Source organism: Winogradskyella tangerina (assembly GCF_003260205.1).
Classification (GTDB): Bacteria; Bacteroidota; Bacteroidia; order Flavobacteriales; family Flavobacteriaceae; genus Winogradskyella; species Winogradskyella tangerina.
In genome coordinates this window covers 1-22,124 of record NZ_QERF01000001.1, presented here as the reverse complement: position 1 = coordinate 22,124, position 22,124 = coordinate 1, and the positions used below count along the sequence as shown (strand labels likewise).

19 protein-coding genes and 1 tRNA gene are annotated in these 22,124 nt (G+C 35.2%); 19 read left to right on the top strand and 1 reads right to left on the bottom strand.

Features of this window, described 5'->3' with window-relative positions; genetic code table 11:
• Positions 1-149: 149 nt before the first annotated feature.
• From porK to DDY94_RS00080, 5 genes are all read left to right on the top strand, one after another.
• Entirely contained in the window at positions 150-1,496 is a 1,347-nt protein-coding gene (gene porK / locus DDY94_RS00100) for a type IX secretion system lipoprotein PorK/GldK (RefSeq protein ID WP_449489477.1), read from the top strand.
• A gap of 79 nt (positions 1,497-1,575) precedes the next feature.
• A complete protein-coding gene (gene porL / locus DDY94_RS00095) occupies positions 1,576-2,208 on the top strand; it encodes a type IX secretion system motor protein PorL/GldL (RefSeq protein WP_111681995.1) in 633 nt (210 codons plus the stop codon).
• A gap of 52 nt (positions 2,209-2,260) precedes the next feature.
• A complete protein-coding gene (gene porM / locus DDY94_RS00090; RefSeq protein WP_111681994.1) occupies positions 2,261-3,838 on the top strand; it encodes a type IX secretion system motor protein PorM/GldM in 1,578 nt (525 codons plus the stop codon).
• Positions 3,839-3,877: 39 nt separating this feature from the next.
• The gene (porN, locus tag DDY94_RS00085; protein ID WP_111681993.1) at positions 3,878-4,816 is read left to right on the top strand and encodes a type IX secretion system ring subunit PorN/GldN; all 939 of its coding nucleotides are present in this window, start codon (positions 3,878-3,880) and stop codon (positions 4,814-4,816) included.
• Between the two features lie 95 nt (positions 4,817-4,911).
• Positions 4,912-5,958, top strand: a complete 1,047-nt coding sequence (locus DDY94_RS00080; protein ID WP_111682488.1) for an NAD(P)/FAD-dependent oxidoreductase — start codon at positions 4,912-4,914, stop codon at positions 5,956-5,958.
• Here DDY94_RS00080 and DDY94_RS00075 read toward each other — a convergent pair.
• Positions 5,939-6,331 (bottom strand): DUF983 domain-containing protein, encoded by a 393-nt coding sequence (locus DDY94_RS00075; protein WP_111682487.1) that lies wholly within the window; start codon positions 6,329-6,331, stop codon positions 5,939-5,941. The genes DDY94_RS00080 and DDY94_RS00075 overlap by 20 nt on opposite strands.
• Before the next feature lie 111 nt (positions 6,332-6,442).
• On the opposite strand from DDY94_RS00075, the gene DDY94_RS00070 reads away from it, so the two are divergent.
• The 14 genes from DDY94_RS00070 (at position 6,443) to DDY94_RS00005 (ending at position 21,988) form a co-directional block, all read left to right on the top strand.
• On the top strand, positions 6,443-8,356 hold the full coding sequence (locus DDY94_RS00070; RefSeq protein ID WP_111681992.1) for an ABC-F family ATP-binding cassette domain-containing protein: 1,914 nt from the start codon (positions 6,443-6,445) through the stop codon (positions 8,354-8,356).
• A 65-nt stretch (positions 8,357-8,421) separates the two neighbouring features.
• Positions 8,422-9,549: an efflux RND transporter periplasmic adaptor subunit gene (locus tag DDY94_RS00065; RefSeq protein WP_111681991.1), complete on the top strand. Its 1,128-nt coding sequence runs from the start codon at positions 8,422-8,424 to the stop codon at positions 9,547-9,549.
• A 1-nt stretch (position 9,550) separates the two neighbouring features.
• Positions 9,551-12,793: an efflux RND transporter permease subunit gene (locus DDY94_RS00060; RefSeq protein WP_111681990.1), complete on the top strand. Its 3,243-nt coding sequence runs from the start codon at positions 9,551-9,553 to the stop codon at positions 12,791-12,793.
• 20 nt (positions 12,794-12,813) lie between these two features.
• Positions 12,814-14,142, top strand: a complete 1,329-nt coding sequence (locus DDY94_RS00055; protein WP_111681989.1) for a TolC family protein — start codon at positions 12,814-12,816, stop codon at positions 14,140-14,142.
• Between the two features lie 11 nt (positions 14,143-14,153).
• The gene (locus DDY94_RS00050) at positions 14,154-14,336 is read left to right on the top strand and encodes a CPXCG motif-containing cysteine-rich protein (protein WP_111681988.1); all 183 of its coding nucleotides are present in this window, start codon (positions 14,154-14,156) and stop codon (positions 14,334-14,336) included.
• Between the two features lie 132 nt (positions 14,337-14,468).
• Entirely contained in the window at positions 14,469-15,311 is an 843-nt protein-coding gene (locus tag DDY94_RS00045; protein ID WP_232817787.1) for a leucine-rich repeat domain-containing protein, read from the top strand.
• A 113-nt stretch (positions 15,312-15,424) separates the two neighbouring features.
• Positions 15,425-15,497 (top strand) — tRNA-Met (locus DDY94_RS00040).
• Between the two features lie 55 nt (positions 15,498-15,552).
• Complete coding sequence (locus DDY94_RS00035) at positions 15,553-16,878, top strand: tyrosine-type recombinase/integrase (protein WP_111681987.1); 1,326 nt, start codon at positions 15,553-15,555, stop codon at positions 16,876-16,878.
• A 10-nt stretch (positions 16,879-16,888) separates the two neighbouring features.
• On the top strand, positions 16,889-17,569 hold the full coding sequence (locus DDY94_RS00030; protein WP_198658890.1) for a hypothetical protein: 681 nt from the start codon (positions 16,889-16,891) through the stop codon (positions 17,567-17,569).
• Positions 17,570-17,739: 170 nt separating this feature from the next.
• On the top strand, positions 17,740-18,048 hold the full coding sequence (locus DDY94_RS00025) for a hypothetical protein (RefSeq protein WP_111681985.1): 309 nt from the start codon (positions 17,740-17,742) through the stop codon (positions 18,046-18,048).
• A 584-nt stretch (positions 18,049-18,632) separates the two neighbouring features.
• The gene (gene xerA, locus DDY94_RS16315) at positions 18,633-19,493 is read left to right on the top strand and encodes a site-specific tyrosine recombinase/integron integrase (RefSeq protein ID WP_394347002.1); all 861 of its coding nucleotides are present in this window, start codon (positions 18,633-18,635) and stop codon (positions 19,491-19,493) included.
• 464 nt (positions 19,494-19,957) lie between these two features.
• Positions 19,958-20,425, top strand: a complete 468-nt coding sequence (locus tag DDY94_RS00015) for a hypothetical protein (protein WP_111681984.1) — start codon at positions 19,958-19,960, stop codon at positions 20,423-20,425.
• A gap of 165 nt (positions 20,426-20,590) precedes the next feature.
• Positions 20,591-21,409: a hypothetical protein gene (locus DDY94_RS00010; protein WP_111681983.1), complete on the top strand. Its 819-nt coding sequence runs from the start codon at positions 20,591-20,593 to the stop codon at positions 21,407-21,409.
• Between the two features lie 144 nt (positions 21,410-21,553).
• A complete protein-coding gene (locus tag DDY94_RS00005; protein ID WP_157957200.1) occupies positions 21,554-21,988 on the top strand; it encodes a hypothetical protein in 435 nt (144 codons plus the stop codon).
• Positions 21,989-22,124 lie beyond the last annotated feature (136 nt).

The window sequence follows — 22,124 nt, the reverse complement described above, 5'->3', positions numbered from 1 at the left end:
TAATTTAACATTAATTTCATCGATGAAATGCATTTTTTAAGGACGAAATGCAAAAAAAATTAGAAAAAAGTTGTTTTTTCGAAAATATATAAATATGTTTACGACCTTAAAATTAAGGACGACTAATTTAACCTCGAGTTACTATGAATATTAAGAAATTTATTTTACTAAGCGCCGTTTTGGTTTTGGTTGCCAGTTGTAATTCTGGAGACCGTGGACAAGTCGTCGGTGTAAAAGGTAAAAAATGGCACCCAGAAAAGCCTTATGGTATGACATTAGTTCCTGGTGGAGCTTTTATTATGGGTAAATCAGATGATGATATTGCTGGTGTTAAGGATGCTCCAACTAAAACTGCTACTGTACGCGCGTTTTATATGGACGAAACCGAAATTACAAACAGCGAGTATCGCCAGTTCGTATTTTGGGTACGCGATTCTATACTTCGACTTAAATTGGCTGAGATGGCTGATTTAGAAGGAAAAACTCCAGGTAATGGTGATATCGGAGAATTCGCTTACTTAGATTCTAACCCAGAGGATCTAAATGCCTATGAAAGCTATATGCAAAATACTTATGGTAATGAGCAGCGTAAGATTAATCGTGATGTAGATTTAATTTTTGATACTGACGATTATCCAGACGAATTATATGCTGAGGTTATGGATGGTATGTACTTACCATTAGAAGAATCTTATAATGGTCAGCGTACTTGGGATGTGAAGCAATTCAAGTTTCAGTATACATATATGGACATCGCCAAGGCTGCCAAAGACAGAAGCTTAAGACGTTCAGAAGTAATTGAACAAGAAGAAGTAGAGGTTTACCCAGATACTACGGCTTGGATCAGAGATTTCGCTTATTCATATAATGAGCCAATGCATAATGATTATTTCTGGCATGACGCTTATGGTGATTACCCAGTTGTAGGTGTTTCTTGGAAACAAGCGCAAGCATTTTGCCAGTGGAGAACACTATATCATAATGGATATCAAAGAAGTAAAGGTAGACAACCTGTAAATGCTTACAGATTACCTTCAGAAGCTGAGTGGGAATACGCAGCTCGTGGTGGTCTTCAAGGTGCGTCTTACCCATGGGGTGGACCATATACTAAAAATGACAGAGGTTGTTTCATGGCAAACTTTAAGCCTTTAAGAGGTGATTACGCAGCGGATCAAGCATTATATACTGTTGAAGCAGATGCATATGATCCAAATGATTTCAACCTGTATAATATGGCTGGTAACGTTTCAGAATGGGTAAATGGTTCATACGATCCTGCATCTTATGAATTTTCTTCAACCATCAACCCAAATGTGAACGATCCTGAAAATTCTCGTAAAGTAGTTAGAGGAGGTTCTTGGAAAGATGTTTCGTACTTCTTACAAGTAAGTTCAAGAGACTACGAATATGCGGATTCAGCGAGAAGTTATATCGGATTTAGAACTGTTCAAGATTACATGGGAACAGAAGTAACCAACAACGCAGCAACAAATTAACATCGCATAAAACATAACCCAAATTAAATTAACCTACTTAAGTTATACCAATTAACTTAAACTAAAAACTAAACAAATTATGGCACAGAAAGGTAAAATGACACTAACAAACATGATCTACGGATTAGGAGCGGCAATCGTAATCGTTGGAGCATTATTTAAAATTCAGCACTGGCCTTACGGTTCAGAGATCTTAACTATCGGTATGATTGTGGAAGCCTTAGTATTTACATACTCTGCATTCGAAAAACAACAAGCAGATTTAGACTGGTCTTTAGTGTACCCTGAATTAGCAGGTGGTCAAACTTTAGGAAAGAAGAAAAAAGAAGAGCCTAAAGATGCTGAAGGATTATTATCTAAAAAGTTAGACAACTTATTAAAAGAAGCAAAGATAGATGGTGAATTAATGGCAAGCCTTGGTAACAGTATTAAAAACTTTGAAGGTGCTGCTAAAAACATTACCCCAACTGTAGATTCTATCTCAGCTCAGAAGAAATACAGCGAAGAATTATCTTTAGCTGCTGCACAAATGGAGTCTTTAAATAGTCTTTATAAAGTACAAATGGAGAGTGCAAATCGTCAGGCTGCAATCAATGAAGAAGCCGTAGAAAATGCAACGAAATTAAAAGAACAAATGCAATCTCTTGCCTCAAACCTATCATCTTTAAATGGTGTATACGGAGGTATGCTTTCTGCTATGAACAAAAACTAATTAGTTTTTATTATCAATTTAATTAATTAACAACATTTAAAAACTAATTACAATGGCAGGAGGAAAATTATCTGCAAGGCAGAAAATGATTAACTTAATGTACTTGGTATTTATTGCTATGATGGCGATGAATATGTCAAAAGAAGTACTATCCGCTTTCGGTTTGATGGAAGCGAAGTTCTCAGCTTCAAATACTGTTGCTGATGAAAAGAACGATGCACTTTTAGCCGATTTAGGAAGAAAGGCTGAAGAGAAGCCAGCGGAATTCCGTGTTCCAGCAAATAAAGCGGCTTTAGTAAGTGCAGCTTCAGACAAATTTTATAAATACATCGAAACTTTAAAGCAAGACTTATTAAGAGAAGGTGGTTATAAAATTGATGAAGAAACTGGTACTTTACCTTTCGAAGCAATGGATAAAACTGACATCTTAGATGAGATGTGGTTTACAGGTGATCGTTACACTAAGAAAGGTGACGAAGTTGTAGCTACAATTCAGGCTTACAAAAATGAGATCAAAGATATCTTAGGAACAGATGTTAAGTATAAAAAAGCAATTGAGCGTTTTGATGAAAGATTCAGCTTAGAAAAAGTTGAAAACAAGAAAATCAACAAAAAGATCGATTGGTTAAACTACCACTTCCAAGGATTCCCAGCAATTGCGTCGTACACAAAGCTTACAGCTATGCAAAATGACGTTATGGTAACTGAAGCAAACTTATTCAACCTTTTCTTAGGAAATTCATTAGACGAGGCTGTATCACTTAAAAAATACCAAGCAATTGTATTGGCTGATAAATCTGCTTTCTTTGCAGGTGAAAAATTCCAAGGTAAAGTAGTATTAGGAAAATATGCAAACGTAACACCAACTGAATTAACAGTTCAAGGTCAAGAGATCAACGTTTCTGAAGTATTAGACTCAACCGGAGCTGCAAAATTAGATTTCAACGTAGGAAATGTAGGTGAGCATTCCATTGACGGTAAGTTCACTTTCTTAGAAGATGGTAAACCATTAGAAATTCCAATCGTTGGTAACTATGTGGTAGTACCGCGTCCAAACTCTGCAACTATTTCTGCAGATAAGATGAACGTTGTGTACCGTGGTGTTGCTAACCCAATGACAATTTCTTTTGCTGGTGTGCCAGACAATAAAGTAAATGCGTCAGGATCTGGTTTATCTAAAGGATCAGGTACTGGTAAATATATCATGAACCCAGGAACAGGTAAAGAAGTTACAATCAATGTAACTGCAACTTTAGATGATGGTTCTAAAGCTAGCGATAGTAAGACTTTCAGAATTAAAGATATTCCTGCTCCAACCGGTACAATTGCTGGTCAAACAGGATTAGTAAAATTACCAAAGCGTAACGTACAGATCGGTACAGTAGGAGCTGCTCTTGAAGATTTTGTATTTGATTTACCAATTCAGGTGAATTCATTCAAGATCAAAGTGCCAGGGCAACCAACTGTTGATGTATCGGGTACAAGAATGAGCCCACAAGCCGTTGCTGCCATTAAGAAAGCACGTCGTGGTGACAACATTACGATCTTTGGTATCAAAGCAAAAATTAAAGGTAACTCAGCTTACAGGTTGAAAAATGTATCTCCTGTAATTGTTGAGGTGACCAACTAGAAAATTGATTAAAAGCGAAAAACCCAAATTATAAGTAAGATGAAATTGAAGCGTTTTTTATATGTAGGAGTAGCAATGCTAGCAGCACAAACGTTGTTTGCACAAGCTAACGTCCTAAATGCAAAAATACCTGAAGAAATAGGTATGAAAACCGAAGCTGAATTACTTTTAGATAATGACAAGCCATTAGAATATGGTTATGTAGGTGACAGAGACATCTTATTTTCTAAAATGATTTGGGAAAAAGTCGTATTAGATGAGCGTGTAAACTTTCCGTTGTACTTTCCAATTGAAGGTAACTTAGGTGATGATAGAAAATCACTTTATCAAGTTCTTATGGAAAATGTGAAGGATTCAGTTTACGGTGTAAGAATGTATGCAGATTCTTATTTCACTGAAGAGCGTACATTGAAAGATCTTGAAGCGTCAATGTCTAAAATTGACACCTTAGATATTGGTATTGAGCAATACAATGCTGAAGGTTTTATCGACGAGCAATATATCACAAGAAGAGATATCGGTCCTGCTGATATTCAGTCTTACTTAATAAAAGGATTGTGGTATTTTGATAAGCGACAAGGTGAATTAAAGTACAGAATTTTAGCACTAGCACCAGCTGCACCAGACGTAAACTTTATTGATGGTAACGATTTTGGTGGAGATGAATTCGGTGATTACGGTGGAGGCGGTGACGCAAATTCTGAGCCTATTCCATTATTCTGGGTTTTCTATCCTGAAGTTAGGGATATTCTGCACGATGCCAAATCATTCAATAATGAGAATAGTGCAACACCTATCTCTTTTGATCACTTACTCAACAGTCGTCGTTTTCATGGACTCATTTACAAGGAAGAAAATGTATATGGCGATAGAAAAGTAGAAGAATATATCTCTGAAAATGCATTAATGCAGCTCTTAGAATCAGAGCGAATTAAAGATAAGATCAGAGATTTTGAACAAGATATGTGGAGTTACTAAACAACACAGATAATATTTAAAACGCCCACCATTTGGTGGGCGTTTTTTTGTATATAAGTGATGGTGAACCTATTCTTTTTAATAATTTCGTAGCCATGAAAGAAGTCGATTATATTATTGTTGGTTGTGGCTTGGCAAGTATTGCATTTTGCGAACAATTAAGAGTGCATAATAAGACCTTTGTGGTTTTTGATGATAACTCACAACAATCATCTATAGTCGCTGCAGGGATGTATAACCCTGTGATCTTAAAACGATTTTCTGAAGTTTGGAAAGCCAAAGAACAACTCGATATCTCAATTCCGGTTTACAATAAAATTGAAGATGAGTTAGATATCAAAGTTGATCATAAACTGCAACTTTTAAGACGATTTTCGTCAATCGAAGAACAAAACCTTTGGTTCAGTGCTGCCGACAAACCCAAATTAGAGCCTTTTCTTTCAACCACACTAGTGAAAAACACTAATGAAGCTGTAGATGCACCATACAGTTTTGGAGAAGTGCTACATGCTGGTCGATTGGATACAGAGAAATTTATTGAATCGTATAAAACGCTATTAAGAGATTCAGCTATACTAATAGAAGAACGGTTCAAATATGAGGAACTTGAAACGGCTTTATCCTGTCTTCAGTATGCGGATATCAGATCTCATCATATTGTTTTTGCAGAAGGCTATGGGTTAAAAAACAATCCGTATTTCAGCCATCTTCCACTTAATGGTACAAAGGGTGAAGTCTTAACCATAAGAGCTCCAAAACTTAATTTAAAGGCAGCTATTAAATCCTCAGTATTTATCATTCCTATCGGAAATGATTTATACACTGTAGGATCTACCTATAGATGGGACGATAAAACAAATGCCCCAACCGAAGCAGCTAAGACCGAATTACTTTCGAAATTAAAAACCTTTATCAAGTACGATTTTGAAGTGGTGAAACACGTTGCTGGCATTAGACCAACGGTTAAAGATAGAAGGCCTCTTGTTGGCCAACATCCTGAATACGCTAATGTATATGTACTTAATGGTCTTGGTACTAGAGGTGTTATGATTGCCCCTTATGTGGCGGATAAACTTTTTCAATATATCGAAAACAATAAACCTCTAGATGCTGAAATCGATATCAATCGATTTTCTTCTTAACTAAAGTCTTGTCGTAACTCATAAAAAGATTGATCCAAATATTTCTGGAAAGACGCATAATGACTGGTAGAAAACAAATTAAGGTGAGTACAATACTGATAAATGCCGTTATCAGAGAAGATTCTAGTATCACAAAACTTACAATAAAGGCCGCAACAGCAAAAGCTATACCCACACCATAGCTAACATACATAGAGCCATAAAAGAATGAAGGTTCCATTCTATAACGTGTGCCACAATGAGAACAATGATCATTGATCTTTAGCGTATCAGAAAGTATATAAGGGTTCTTTACAGTGTACATGGATTCTTGGTGACATTTCGGGCAGGCACCAAAAAGAATACTATATAGTTTCATTCCTTTTCTAATCATAACTAAAACCTTTACTTTTGCATGTTTTGTAGCAATACAAAGGTAAATTATTATCAAGCTTAAAACTGTAACAATTGTAACTTAATTACAATTGTAGGATTCAAAAATACTATGCTAAATATCCATAACTTATCTATTTCTTTTCAAGGTGAATACCTCTTTGAAGATATTACGTTTAAGCTCGGACTTGGTGACAGGATAGGTTTAATAGGTAAAAATGGTGCCGGTAAATCTACTATGCTCAGAATTTTGGCTAAAGAGCAGGAATCAGATACCGGACAAATGGCCGCGGATAAAGATCTAAAGATCGGTTTTCTAAAACAAGACATCGATTTTGACTTCGGAAAAACAGTTCTGGAAGAATCTTATGAAGCCTTCAAAGAAATAAAAGCATGTGAAGCAAAGCTCGAAGAGATTAATGTACAATTAGCCGAACGTACCGATTACGAATCTGAAGCCTATAATCAGTTGATGATAGATCTCAATGATATTCAGCATCAATATGAAATTCTAGGAGGCTATAATTATCAAGGCGAAACCGAGAAGATATTACAAGGTTTAGGATTTAAACGTGAAGATTTTAATAAGTTAACCGATACATTTTCAGGCGGATGGCGCATGCGTATCGAACTTGCAAAGTTGTTACTACAAAACAACGATCTGTTACTTCTCGACGAGCCAACAAACCACTTGGATATCGAATCGATTATTTGGCTTGAAAACTTTTTGAAAAACTATACCGGTGCAGTTGTAATAGTATCTCACGATAAAATGTTTTTAGATAATGTGACCAACCGTACTATTGAAATTTCCTTAGGACGCATTTACGATTACAATAAACCATACACTAAATTTCTGGCACTCCGTAAGGAGATGAAAGTGCAGCAATTAGCAGCTCAGAAAAACCAGGAAAAACAAATTCAGCAGACCGAAAAGCTCATAGAAAAATTTAGAGCTAAAGCCTCAAAGGCCTCAATGGCACAATCACTTATTAAAAAGCTAGATCGTATGGATCGTATTGAGGTAGATGCAGACGATAATAGCGTAATGAGTGTAAGTTTTCCGGTTTCAATTACACCAGGAAAAGTAGTTGTTGAGCTTGAAAATGTGTCTAAAAATTACGGGGATTTAAGAGTGCTAACTAATGTAGATCTGAGCATAGCACGAGATACCAAAACCGCATTTGTTGGGCAAAATGGACAAGGTAAATCAACGCTTGCCAAGATCATAGTTGGTGAGATAGAACACCAAGGCCATATGAAGTTGGGCCATAACGTACAGATCGGTTACTTTGCGCAAAATCAGGCCGATTATCTCGACGGTAATAAAACGGTATTAGATACCATGATCGACGCGGCTAATGAATCTAATAGAAGTAAAGTTCGAGATATTTTAGGTTCCTTTTTGTTTAGAGGCGAAGAGGTAGAAAAGTATGTAAAGGTACTATCTGGAGGTGAGCGTAATCGTTTGGCTTTAGCCAAATTATTATTACAACCTTTAAATGTTTTAATAATGGATGAGCCGACCAATCATTTAGATATTAAATCTAAGAATGTTCTGAAAGATGCCTTAAGCAAGTTTGAAGGGACTCTGATTTTAGTATCGCACGACCGTGAGTTTCTTCAGGGGTTGGCTGATACCGTTTATGAGTTCAAGGATCAGAAGATAAAGGAGTATTTAGGCGATATTGATTTTTATTTAGAGCAGCGTAATCTTGAAAACTTAAGAGAGGCCGAAAAGCGAACTGTTATAGAAAAGCAACCAAAAGCTAACAATAACAAGAAAAGTTACGAGGACCAAAAGAAACTGAAGGCTTTAAATAATAAACTTAGCAATATTGAGTCTAAGATTAATCAACTCGAAAAGGACATCAAAAACGACGATGTGGCCTTAGCAACTAACTACGATGAAACTGTTTCAGATCCTAAATTCTTTGATGGATATCAGTCAAAAAAAGCTGAATTAGAAAAGTTTATGATTGAATGGGAATCTATTCAGGAGCAAATTGATCATTTTAACAATTAAGTTTTTTTTAACGGCATAACACAGCGATATAGGTAAATTTGCAGCTGAAAACAACCATCAGCTTCATGCGCAAAATTATATTGTTTCTGCTGGGAGTCCTTGTAATTATTGGGGCTTACTTTGCCAGCAAATCTATCGCCAATAGTAAAAATCGTAAAAGACCAACGCCAGAAAAGGTCGTAAAAACGGTCTTTACTGATACCGTACAAAATACTAATGTTCAAATTGTTATTCCGGCTAACGGTAATTTGGTCGCCAAGCGACGCGTTGAATTATTTGCAGAAGTACAAGGCGTTTTTAAACGTGGCGCGAAGCTTTTCAGACCCGGACAAAAGTATTCTAATGGCCAGACATTAATCCGTATTGATGCTTCCGAATATTATGCGAGCGTTCAGTCTTCAAAAAGTAATTTATACAATTCTATTGCTGCTATCATGCCAGATCTCAGATTAGATTTTCCTGAAGTTTTCGACAAATGGCAATCTTATCTCAATGGTTTCGATCTGAGTAAATCCACACCAGAACTTCCAAAGATGACCAGTGATAAGGAGAATTATTTTATTACCGGAAGAGGTATTGTTTCAAACTATTACAACGTCAAGAATTTAGAACAACGACTTGCTAAATACAATATCAAAGCACCGTTTACGGGTATTCTTACCGAGGCTTTGGTTACTGAAGGATCCTTGATTAGAAACGGACAAAAATTAGGAGAGTACATAGATCCATCGGTTTACGAAATGGAAGTGGCCTTAAGTAAAACCTATGCCAGTTTATTGAAAGTAGGTGAAGAAGTTAAGCTTAATAACTTAGAGAAAACCGAAACCTATACCGGAACTGTGTCAAGAGTGAATGGCAGTATCGATGCGACTACTCAAACCATTACAGCCTATATTGAGGTGAAAAGTGATATCCTCAAAGAAGGAATGTATCTCGAGGCCAACCTAAATGCAAAGAAGGAATCTGACGCAATTGAAGTGAATAGAAATTTAATGCTCGATGGCGATCAGATTTTTGTGGTTAGAGATAGTATACTAGATATCATCGATGTGAATCCAGTCTATTTTTCAGACACTAAGGTGGTATTGAAAGATATTCCAAATGGTACAATAATACTGTCTAAACCTGTGCCAGGCGCCTATGCCGGTATGAAGGTGAAGCCATTCTCAGATCAAAACACAAACACCAATTAAAATGAGAAGTCTAATCTCGTATTTTATTAAACACAGTGTTGCTGTAAATGTGGTTATTTTGGCATTTCTGGTGTTTGGCTTGTTTGGTTATTCGAAATTAAAGTCCTCTTTTTTCCCATTAGTAGATTCCAAAAACATCAGCATAAATGTTACGTATCCTGGTGCATCGCCACAAGAGGTTGAAGAAGGAATCATATTAAAGATTGAAGACAATCTAAAAGGATTAAACGGCGTTGAACGCGTAACCTCCACATCGCGGGAGAATAGCGGAACCATAAATGTTGAAATTGAAAAAGGGAAGGATATAGATTTCATGCTTCTCGAAGTAAAGAATGCTGTAGATCGTGTACCAACATTCCCAACCGGAATGGAACCGTTAGTAGTTGCGAAACAAGAAGCGCTGCGCCCAACGATTACATTTGCTATTAGCGGCGATAAAATTCCTTTAGCTACGCTGAAGCAAATAGGAAGGCAAGTTGAAAATGACCTAAGAGGTATTGATGGCATCTCACAAATTCAAATTTCAGGTTATCCGGAAGAGGAGATAGAAATAGCCTTGAACGAAACCAGTTTATTGGCTTATGATCTCACCTTTGCAGAAGTTGCGCAAGCTGTTAATCAGGCTAGTTTAATAACTACAGGAGGAACAATAAAGACCGATGCTGAAGAGTATTTGATAAGAGCAAATAACCGTTCTTATTTCGCAGATGAGTTGTCTAATTTAATTGTGAAATCTGATCCTTCCGGAAGAAAAATTCAGTTGAAGGATGTAGCCATAGTAAGAGATCAATTTTCTGAAACACCTAACGCGAGTTATTTCGATGGTAACCTGTCAATTAATGTTACCATCACCAGTACCAACAATGAAGACCTCATTTCCTCAGCTGAAAAAACAAAAGCTTACATTGAAGATTTCAATCAGAAGTACGATAATGTGCAGTTAAATGTAGTTAGGGATCTTTCAACAACGCTAGTTCAACGTACCCAACTGCTTGCGGAAAATGCACTAATCGGAATGATCTTGGTATTAACCTTTTTATCATTATTTCTGAATACGCGTTTAGCATTCTGGGTGGCTTTCGGTTTACCAGTAGCCTTTTTGGGGATGTTTATGTTTGCCGGATATTTTAATGTCACAATCAATGTTCTTTCACTTTTTGGGATGATTATTGTCATTGGTATTTTGGTAGACGATGGTATTGTGATCGCAGAAAATATTTATCAGCAATATGAAAAAGGTAAATCTCCAACCGAAGCTGCGATAGATGGTGTTATGGAGGTATTACCTGCAATTGTTTCAGCTATTTTAACAACCATACTAGCCTTTGGAATTTTCTTGTTCTTAGATGGTAGAATTGGTGAGTTTTTTGGTGAGGTCTCGGTTGTTGTGATATTAACTCTGGTAGTTTCACTTGTAGAAGCATTGATTATTCTTCCAGCGCACTTAGCACACTCAAAGGCATTGAGACCACAAAGCACTAAGAAAAAAGGTGGTCTTCTTGGATTCTTTCAAAAGGTATTTTCAAAACTTAGATATATAAATACTTTTGGTGATAAGATCATGAGATGGTCTAGAGACAAGATGTATAGTCCTGTATTACGTTTCGCCTTAGGTAATAAATTCTTAACCTTCGCCATTTTTATTGCCTTCTTTATGCTCACCAATGCGAGTTTTCAAGGTGGAATTATTCGAGGTGCATTCTTTCCTAGAGTGGCCAGTGATAGAGTAGACATTTCACTGAATATGCCAAATGGTACTAACGAGAGGGTAACAGACAGTGTTATCTCATTTATTGAAGCAAAAACCAAAGAAGTGACTAAGGAGATCAATGATGAATATTTAGGTGAAAACTCTGAGAAGTATTTAGTTGAAAACATCATAAAGAATGTTGGTCCAGGATCGGCTACGGCATCCTTGGTTATTAATTTATTACCAGGGGAAGAACGACCTAATGAAATTACCTCTGGCTTGGTTGCAAATCGAATTAAGGAGCGCGTTGGTAATATATTTGGTATTGAAAGTCTGGTGTATGGAAGTGGTGGAAATTTCGGCGGACTGCCAGTTTCGGTGTCTTTATTAGGAAACAATATTGAAGAGTTGAAAGCTGTTAAGTCTGAACTTAAGCAGAACCTAGAGAATAATGTCCTTCTTAAAGATGTCACGGATAATGATCCGGCGGGGATTAAAGAGATCCGATTAAAATTGAATGAAAGTGCCTATGCTTTAGGTTTAGATCTTAGGAGTGTTATGACCGAAGTAAGATCAGCATTTTTCGGTGCGCAGGCCCAACGTTTTCAGCGTGGGCAAGATGAAATCAGAGTATGGGTGCGTTACGACAGAGAGAACCGATCTTCGATCAATAATTTAGATAATATGCGCATCTCTATGCCAAATGGCGAGCGCGTACCACTTAAAGAAATAGCGAGCTATGAGATTCTGAGAGGCGATGTGGCAATTAACCATTTGGAAGGGCGAAGAGAAATTCAGGTGTCGGCCGATATCAAAGACCCGAAGAAAACCAGTGCCACAGATATTATGGCGGAGATCAGAAATGAAATAATGCCTGAAATACTTTCAAGATATCCTACAGTGACCCCTTCATACGAAGGTCAGAATAGAGAGCGACTTAAGCTAATGAACTCATTAGGACCAGTAGGTCTTATTGTACTTTTATTGATCTATGTCGTCATTGCCTTTACCTTCCGAAGTTATAGTCAACCCCTATTACTATTGCTACTCATTCCGTTCAGTTTACCAGCAGTGGCTTGGGGACATTGGATTCATGATTTCTCTGTCAATATCCTTTCGATGTTAGGAATTATTGCACTCATCGGAATTATGGTGAACGACGGTCTGGTCTTAATCAGTAAGTTCAATATTAATTTAAAGTCAGGGCTGTCATTTGATGAAGCACTTTACGAAGCTGGCAGATCGCGTTTTAGAGCCATATTTCTAACCTCGTTAACCACAGTTGCTGGTCTGGCACCATTAATTTTTGAAGAAAGCCGACAAGCACAGTTCTTAATACCTATGGCAGTTTCTATAGCATACGGTATTGGATTCGCTACGGTGCTAACACTGGTATTATTGCCAATATTTTTGTCGTTTAGTAATTCAGTTAAGACGAGTGCAAAGTGGCTTTGGACAGGCGATAAAATCACCAAGGAAGAAGTTGAAAGAGCCATTAAAGAAAAGGAAGAAACCACATTGATCGGTAAAACGGCAATGAGCGATCATCAATAACTATTTATTTGAGGAAGACCATGAAACTGAATAAAATATTTATAACAAGTTTAGGACTTATTTTTCTTTCACTTTTGAAAGGAAACACTCAGCAGGTTATTAATCCTTCAGAAGCCATTGAACTTGCGCTTGAGAATAACTACGGAATTAAAATTGCGAACAATAATGTTCTAGTGGCAGAAAATAATAAGGACATTTTGAATTCGAGATATTTACCGACATTAACAGGTATTGCCTCTGCAACTGCCAATCGCGATAATATTACAGCGGAATTTTCAAACGGCAATCCACCAGCGGTATTAAACGGAGCTGAGAGTTCTAGATACAATGCGAGTCTCAATTTAAACTACACACTTTTTGATGGTTTAGGGAGACTTTACGATTACAAGCGCCTTAAGGAAGAATATAATCTCAGTGAAGTTCAGGCAAGAGAAACGATTGAAAACACGGTTACACAGTTACTAACAGTTTATTATGATGTTGCTCGACGTTCAGAAAATTTGAAGTCGCTAAAGGAAACCTTAGATATTTCGAACGATAGACTAACGCGATCGAAATATCAGTTCGATTATGGACAAAATACAAAGCTAGACGTGCTTAATGCCGAGGTAGATATCAATAATGATAATATCAATATTATAAACGCTGAACAAGGCTTGGTGAATGCCAAACGCGATCTCAACTTTGTTACTGGTAATACCATTACTAATGAATTTGTTGTAGATACTACAGTTACATTTTTACTTCAACTGAATAAAGAAGATCTTTTAGAAAAGCTTTTCAGGAATAATGTGACGCTTCTTCAGAATGAAAAGAACATCGCCATAAACGAGTTTACCTTAAAGGCGAATAGATCGGGATACTTACCAACGATAGGATTGGTTGGAACTTATGGTTGGAACGAAAACAACAATAATGCCGCTTCGTTTGTTGCAGTTTCTACGAACACCGGACTTTCAGCCGGCATAAACTTAAATTGGAATTTATTTGACGGTGGCGGTACGATCACCAGAGTAAAGAATGCTCGGATAGATCTTGAAAATCAAAAACTTCAGAAAGAGCAGTTAAAACTAGATATTGAGCGCAATTTTAATAATGCCTGGGACGATTACCAGAACAAGCTTACGATTTTTGAAGTTCAGGAAGATAATATCAAAACCGCCAAAAATAATTTTGAACGTACTCAAGAAAAGTTCAAACTTGGTCAGGTCACTTCGATTGAATTTAGACAAGCGCAGCTCAATTTACTTACAGCGGAGCTGAGCAGAAATCAAGCAAAATACGATGCTAAGTTAGCTGAAGTTATTGTGCTTCAGATCAGTGGCGAATTACTTAATGTAGAGTTTTAAATCAATTCGAAATGGAAGAATATTTTTTTCAATGTCCATACTGTTGGGAAGAAATTTCTATGTTGGTAGATACCTCTCAATACCATCAAAATTACGTTGAAGATTGTGAGATTTGTTGCAATCCCATTCAGGTTTCTGTATGGTCTGAAAATCAAGAAATTACCCAGTTTCAGGCTGAAAATTTAGAACAATAGTTATTTTTTAAAATACTGATAATCAAATAGTTGAATTTTTAGACTATGTAGTTCGTCGAAAAAATTTGTACTTTAGACGTTTAGCTTCTATATTCGAAGTATAAATGTGCCCCTCCACAGAAATCTGCTATTATGAAAACTATAAAACTAACCCTACTATGTTGCTTGCTTTCTGCATTTACATTTGCCGACGTATCACAAAGCGAAAAAGACGCCCTGTTGGCGCTTTATAATTCCACAAATGGTGATTCATGGAAAACTTCTTGGAATACTAATGAACCAGTTTCAGATTGGTTTGGAGTTACGGTTGAAGATGATAAAGTAGTTGCAATTAGATTAACTTTCAATAATCTTGAAGGTCAAATTCCAGAGGAAATTTCAGGTTTATCGCACTTAAAAAGTTTAAATCTTTCTTTCAATAGATTGAGTGGAGAATTGCCTAAGACGATTACTGAAATGATCAGTCTAGAGGAATTGCAATTATATTCTAATCAAATATCAGGATCAATACCGGCAGAAATAGGAAACTTATCTCGTCTAAGAACTTTGGAGTTATACAATAATGATTTCTCTGGTGAGATTCCTACATCGATAGGAGATCTGTCAAATCTAGAAGTTTTGATCTTAAGTAGTAATCAATTAATGGGTAAGTTACCTACTAGTATTACTGGTCTTAAGTCTTTAAAAGTATTAAGCTTATTTGATAATAGTTTATTAGGTACAGTGCCGTCTTCAATTGGCGAGTTAACACAGTTGGAGGAATTGGTGTTGTCTAATAACGCATTCTATGGAAATTTACCAGGTGAATTAGCAGAACTTTCTAACCTTAAAACCTTGCTTTTAAGCAACAATGGATTCAAAGGAAATTATGCTAGTCTTAAGGACAAGTTGCCAAATATTGTAGATTTTGATTTAGATGAAGTGAATATGAAAGGCGCTTTAGCGACTTTAGATTCTGAAGACGACGACGATTAACATATAGAGTTTTAATTATATTGGTGAAATAGCGCTCAACTTGTTTTGAACGTTATTTTTTTGTTTTAATGCTTGCTAAAATTAAAAAGGATTGTATATTTGCTGTCCGATATCGCGGGATAGAGCAGTAGGTAGCTCGTCGGGCTCATAACCCGAAGGTCACAGGTTCGAGTCCTGTTCCCGCTACAAAGTGTAAATCACTCTAAAACAAACGGTTTAGTTCACTCTAAACCGTTTTTTTATGCAAAATATTTACAAATTAATTACTTTAGAGAGTGAAAATGAACACGATTTAGAACACGATTTGAAACAAAAAAGACAATTCTCTGAGCCAAGAATCTTCGATGCCGATGGCGACCTGGACAAGCGTTGGTATGTATATTTCTCATATCGCAACCCAAAGAGTGGCAAACTCCAAAGGATGAAAAATATCTATGGTAAAACAAACCGTTTTAAGACTAAGGCGGAGCGTTATGCTATTTTAAATATTTATAAAAAAAGGCTCTCAAAATTTCTTAAAGAAGGCTACAATCCATTTGAAGATAATACGGATCGATATAGGTCTCAACAAAACAACAAGGTTCAAGCAAATACAAAAGCTGAAAAAAGTGTTGTAGAACAAACAATAGAACAGAAGACGATTGTATTGCAGAAACCAACATTTTCAATACAGGAGGCCTTTGATAAAGCGATTGCTTTGAAGGTTAATATTATAAGTGCTACTACACTGAATGACTACAAGAGCCGCGTCAATCAGTTTAAAAGATGGTTCAATACCAAAACATCAGCTAACAATTCTACAACAACGAACATCAATGAAATTACCAAAAAAGTAATGGTTGATTTTTTAAACGATGTTCAACTTAGAACATCAGCAAGAAACAGGAATAACTATAGAACTGTATTTAGTAGCCTATTTCAAGTTTTAGAGGACAATGATATCATGGAAAAGAACTTTATGTCTCAGATCAAAGCTATAAGAACCAAACCTGTTAGACACAAAACATACTCTCTGAAGGACCAAGAATCGATATTTGATTTTTTAGAAAAGAACGACAAATTATTATTGCTTTACATTAAATTTATTTCGTATAACTTTTTAAGACCAATAGAAGTCAACAGGCTACGAATAAAGGATATTAATAAAGAACAAGGAACACTGCAATTTCAAGCAAAGAATAAGGCTTTAAAGACAAAAATCATTCCTGAACTGTTGTTAAGGGAACTTCCAGACCTGTCTAAATTTGATGGAGATATGCTTTTGTTTACCCCCGATGGCTTTGGTGGAAAATGGGATACCAAACTTACCAATAGACGTGACTATTTTAGTAAGCGTTTTAAGACTGTTGTAAAGATTCCCTTTGAACTGGATCAGAATTATGGACTTTACAGTTTTAGGCATACCTTTATTACAAAACTATACAGGGCATTATTAAAGGATTCCTCTCCGTTTGAGGCCAAAAGCAGACTGATGCTTATTACCGGTCACAACACCATGGTAGCCTTGGAGAAGTATCTTAGAGATATTGATGCAGAACTACCTAATGATTATTCTGATCATTTGTGAAGAAAATACTATGAATAGCAACTTAGAAAAATTATTGCAAAAGATAAATCGTAAGATCATTTTTTATGTACCCAAAAAGCTTTTTGAGAGTATATCAGGAGTAGATCTGAATGTTTATGATGAAATCGGACTAACCAGCAACTTGATCATCATAAAGGAAGATGGTAAAATTGAATCTATCAACACAGGCTTAGAGGGATTTCTATTATTGAGCAAAGAAAAGGACTTAAAGTCAAATTGTTTTGAGCTATTAAAAATGAAAGGAGAAATTGAAGAGAAGGCCATGAGCTATTTATTAGATAACTACTATAAAGAATTGGATACCTATATTACCCTTAGTGACTATGTAAACGAAAATGCAAAAAAAGAAGCGTTGAATTACGTTGCGCACATACAATCAACCTTGAATTTACAGCATCAAGTTCTAGTCGAGCATAAAAAAGAACTCAGAGGTCATTTTGGTCATTGGAAAGCCATGGTTGATTTAGAACGGATTTTTGGAAACACTAAACCAAAGTTAAAGGATCGACTTAAGGACAAAAGCAAAATTAATAATACAGACATTACTGGTTCAAAGAAAGTTTTAGAAAAAGGCAAGAAGCTGCCGATAATAACCAATGATGAGGCTGATGCCTATTTGTTGACCTCGGTGTTTAATGTGGATTTATCTCTATTTGAAGACAAAAATTAGGATAAATTGCGTATTTTACGTCAAATAAACGTAAATATGACGTAAAAATGAGAGATTCGAGATACTATACATGTAATTATTGTTTTAAGGAATTTGAACCAAAACGGCGAAGAGTTCAGAAATATTGCAGCAACTCCTGTCGCTCAAAAGCATACCATGCTAGAAAAAGTATGAATGAAATTCAGGATTTGAGCTTACCCGAAAAACATTCAAATAAGGACAATTCTAAAGCATCAGAAAGTGTGTCAGTAGCTGGAGTAACTAATGCAGCCACTGGAAGTTTAATAGCAGATGGAATCAAAGCATTGGCTACTAAGAAAGAAAACAGACCTGCCACCAAGGGTGATCTCAACTTAATGATTGAAAAATTTCTTGGGCGATATCACCTAGTTAAAAATTTACCAGCCAATGCCTTTGGACAATATCCCTATTATGATATTATTACTAATGAAATCGTTTATTTGCAAAATGAAGTTTAGATGATACCTTAACCATTAAAGTTTACGCTGAAGTTTTACACAGGCTGAATCAAAATCTATTTTCGATTTATCACTTAATTGATTTTAGACGTTATTTACGCTGATATTAGTAATTGGACAACGTATAAATATGTTATACAAGTTCGAGGATTTTGGATTCATATTATCCTATTGGTTTAAATTCTGAAAAAATCCTATGTGTTAATCAATAATCGAATTGTGTTAAACTATTTGTAAAAATATACCTACATTTAGATATGAGCTATAAATAAGTTTGTTTTTAAAATATAATTTAGTATTTACACAATTAAGTTATGAGATCTAATAAACACATTACCTTATATCACCTTTTGATTGATAATAAGAAATATATTGGCTTAAAATTTCCTGCAGATAAAATTTTGACAAGTCTAGTGAGAGATTTGAAGGATATTAATTGGAATGATGAATTTTCAATGTATTGTGTCCCTAACAATAAATATAACATTGACGCTATTTTTAATCAATTTAGAGGAATTGCGTGGATAAACACGAATTACTTTTTTGACTGATCTAAGTCCAAAAACCTTCAAGAAGAATTTGATATAAATTGGTTTCGGAAAAGAGAAAAACCAACTGGCTATCGTCATTGTCCAGAGTCCTACTTAGATAAACTAGAGTTAAAAAGATATGCAAATAATACAGTTAAATCATATGTTTCCTGTTTTGAACGATTTATTAATTTTTATCCCGATAAGAGCATAAATGAATTAGATGAACTTGATGTCAGACAATTTCTTAAATGGTTGGTGCGAAATAATTGGTCCAATTCATATATCAATCAAAGTAAAAATAGTATTAAATTTTATTATGAAGTTGTTCTTGGAATGCCAAACAGATTTTATCAAATCGAACGTCCAAAAAAAGAGAGAAAATTACCGACAGTACTTTCAAAATCTGAAGTTCGGGAATTAATTAATGTTACCAGAAATATTAAACACAAGTGCATTTTATCTCTTCTTTATTCTGCGGGTTTAAGAAGAAGTGAAGTCCTCAATTTAAAGCCTAAAGATATTGACAGTAAAAGAATGCTAATAAAAGTAAATGATGCAAAAGGGAATAAGGACAGGTTTACATTACTTGCAAAGTCGACTTTAACTGATCTTAGAACTTATTATAAACTATATAGACCTCAGACCTATTTATTTGAAGGTCAAAAAAAGGAAAAATATAGTCCCACAAGCATTGCAAGAATAATAACATCTGCAGTTAGGAAAACTAGTATTAAGAAACATGTCACTGCACACACTTTTCGCCATAGTTTTGCGACTCATTTATTAGAAAATGGGACTGATTTACGGCATATTCAGATGTTACTTGGACACAGTTCTACTAAAACAACAGAAATTTATACTCACGTTGCATCTAATACTTTTAATTCCATAACTAATCCTATAGATTTGTAAGAATTATACTTAAATTTATAGGTATAAACATAATGGGAATAAACGTAATACGTTTATTCCGTTGTTAGAGCACATTCAGCTGAAGCTGACTTGTGTTGCTACGTTCTACGAACTCTCACCCCACAAGTAAATGTGCTCTAACGCCCTGCTAAACCAAATTGCAATAGTTAATATCAGCAAAAAACAGCTCCAGCTGACGGACTCAAGTCCTTAACGTGCCATAACAATAAGCTAAAAGCAATTTGGTACCGTATCTTGAATTCCCAATCTAATAAATCCGACGATTAACGCCACGACATAGCGTGGCTAATCGAGAATCAATGATTTGAATCCAATCCCTAAAAATATTTGATCTTTATCCAAATCATTGCTAACGAATTTATTATCTTTTCATTCGCAATACGGAACTGCGTTTAGCAGGGCGTTGTGCAACATATGCGAAACTTCTCTGAAAAACATTTGAATTGAATAAAATAAAAGTCTTCATAATAGTATTTATTTTCGGAATTGTTGGTTGCGAAAAAATAAATTCGGACGGAACTGAAAAACGAATTGCGGAAAGAATTGCGAAACATATAATTGAAAAAGACTCTCTGAAAAATCACACATATTCTGGAGACGTTTTTTTGCATATTAAATCGGAAAAATTAAATGATAAAAGTTATAAAACTCTCATTTCATTAAATGGATTAAAATCAAAGTCAACTGAATTCCGTGCTGAAAGAATTAATATCGACGGATTCGAAACTGTTGTTTATTATGACAAATCAAAATCGAAATATAATTTACCTGAACCATTTTTTGTTCCCGATTCCAAAGGTTGGAGCTATTTAGCGGAATTAATTGACGACGAAATAATTTTACGTAAACTGGTATTGGAAGTATCAATTGATAAAAACGAAACTGAGGAATTAGATGAGATTGACTTTTAAAAAAATACGTTGCACAACAATGTATAACCGCAATTACGGCGGATTCGACTACGTCCGAATCCACTCGGAATTGCTAACGTCTGTGCCAAACCGAAAATTAACGCATATTAACCCGTAACTGCCGGTTATACTAGACCGTTGACAACAAGTTAAAAAAACCTCAAATTGAATAAATACTTTTTTATACTAATTCTTCTGACAAGCAATCTTTATAGCCAATCAGAAATAATTGAATTTAATAAAGTTGATAGTCTGATTGTAGAATCATTAATCTCAGCTTATTCAATTTCTAAAAGTAGAGCCAAAGGAATCAAAGACTCATTAGTAATAAAAAAATCAATGGAAAATGATTTCTACTATGCTTATTACGAAAGAGAAAAGTTTACTTATTACAGTAAGTCAAAAAAATGGAAAAAAAGAAAAAGCAAACCAAAATTAAAATCACAACTCAATTCTGAATTGATTTCCCAGCTAATTAATCAAATAGACTCATTTCCTAATAACAATTTCGAAATAGATAGTACAAGACTTATTCAATTAGCGAATAAAAAAAGAATTTTACAAATAGCGAAGCGTTATGATGTCGACTGGCATTTTAAAAAAAGATTTAACTCTGATAAAGACATTGAATCGTTGTATAAATCTGTGCAATCGCTAGAGTCATTCAATCAATTTATCCAGAAAGTATTTACAAATGACTATGGCTATAATCCAACTGACTATTCAAATTACATTAGACTTACAATATTTGCAAATAATGAAACACGAGTAATTAACGGATATTATCCTAACCCAGTTAAGCAACCTTGGTTATTAGAGCCAAAAGAATTGGGTAATGAGCCAACACCAATCTTAAATCTGGAAATAAATAAAACACCTTTTGAATTACTTCCTTCAGATTTTCTGAATCGAAATTCTATAAGTGAATCCGCATTAATTAATATATATATAATCTGGAATTTAAGACAGCAGAAACTATTATAAAACCAGTTGCCAACACCGTGTATAATTCATTGCTAGTAAAGTCTTGCTTACGAAAATTCCGCTGGAATTTTCTATCCGTGTTTATTTGCTAACTTTAGTGATTAAACACGCCACGAAATCATACACAAAACCGTTGTGCATAATATGAGAAATACCACACTGAGAACAATGATATTGATAGGAATTGTGATTTCAGCATATTCTTGCGGAATAAATAAAAACGTGAAATCTAACTCAAATTCTGAATTACCAATAGAACTTTTCCAACGTTGGGAATTGGATTATGGAATGGCAAACGGAGAGAAAATAAGTGGGCTTCCAAAATCACCAAGTAATGATTACGAATTTAAACGGAATGGAGAATATCTTCTTTACAACGCGGATGAAACTTATATGACAGGAACGTGGGAATATAATAGCAATGAAAAAATAATATATACGAAACGTAACAACGGAGAATTAAATGGAATAGTAGCGGATTTAAAACCTGAAAGCATAACTCTTGTTCCGGCTGGAAAAGCTGTTGAGGGAACGCCTTTTGAAAACTTCCGATTTTATTACAAACCAAAAACTGAATAAAATACTATGCACAACAAAGAACTGAGTTAAAAAACAAGTCTTTTTAGCTTAATCTAGATACATAATTTTCATCATAAGGTAATCCTGATTTTGCAATGGCAAATGCTTGTTTCAACAATTTGTTTGCTACTGCGAT

Excerpts from the sequence above, each read along its gene's own strand:
- DDY94_RS00050 (WP_111681988.1), top strand. The coding sequence starts at position 14,154 with ATGGAAGAATATTTTTTTCAATGTCCATACTGTTGGGAAGAAATTTCT.
- DDY94_RS00065 (WP_111681991.1), top strand. The coding sequence starts at position 8,422 with ATGCGCAAAATTATATTGTTTCTGCTGGGAGTCCTTGTAATTATTGGG.
- porL (WP_111681995.1), top strand. The coding sequence starts at position 1,576 with ATGGCACAGAAAGGTAAAATGACACTAACAAACATGATCTACGGATTA.
- DDY94_RS00045 (WP_232817787.1), top strand. The coding sequence starts at position 14,469 with ATGAAAACTATAAAACTAACCCTACTATGTTGCTTGCTTTCTGCATTT.
- DDY94_RS00035 (WP_111681987.1), top strand. The coding sequence starts at position 15,553 with ATGCAAAATATTTACAAATTAATTACTTTAGAGAGTGAAAATGAACAC.
- DDY94_RS00055 (WP_111681989.1), top strand. The coding sequence starts at position 12,814 with ATGAAACTGAATAAAATATTTATAACAAGTTTAGGACTTATTTTTCTT.
- DDY94_RS00005 (WP_157957200.1), top strand. The coding sequence starts at position 21,554 with ATGAGAAATACCACACTGAGAACAATGATATTGATAGGAATTGTGATT.
- DDY94_RS00060 (WP_111681990.1), top strand. The coding sequence starts at position 9,551 with ATGAGAAGTCTAATCTCGTATTTTATTAAACACAGTGTTGCTGTAAAT.
- DDY94_RS00080 (WP_111682488.1), top strand. The coding sequence starts at position 4,912 with ATGAAAGAAGTCGATTATATTATTGTTGGTTGTGGCTTGGCAAGTATT.
- DDY94_RS00030 (WP_198658890.1), top strand. The coding sequence starts at position 16,889 with ATGAATAGCAACTTAGAAAAATTATTGCAAAAGATAAATCGTAAGATC.
- DDY94_RS00025 (WP_111681985.1), top strand. The coding sequence starts at position 17,740 with ATGAATGAAATTCAGGATTTGAGCTTACCCGAAAAACATTCAAATAAG.
- DDY94_RS00075 (WP_111682487.1), bottom strand. The coding sequence starts at position 6,331 with ATGATTAGAAAAGGAATGAAACTATATAGTATTCTTTTTGGTGCCTGC.
- DDY94_RS00070 (WP_111681992.1), top strand. The coding sequence starts at position 6,443 with ATGCTAAATATCCATAACTTATCTATTTCTTTTCAAGGTGAATACCTC.
- porN (WP_111681993.1), top strand. The coding sequence starts at position 3,878 with ATGAAATTGAAGCGTTTTTTATATGTAGGAGTAGCAATGCTAGCAGCA.
- porM (WP_111681994.1), top strand. The coding sequence starts at position 2,261 with ATGGCAGGAGGAAAATTATCTGCAAGGCAGAAAATGATTAACTTAATG.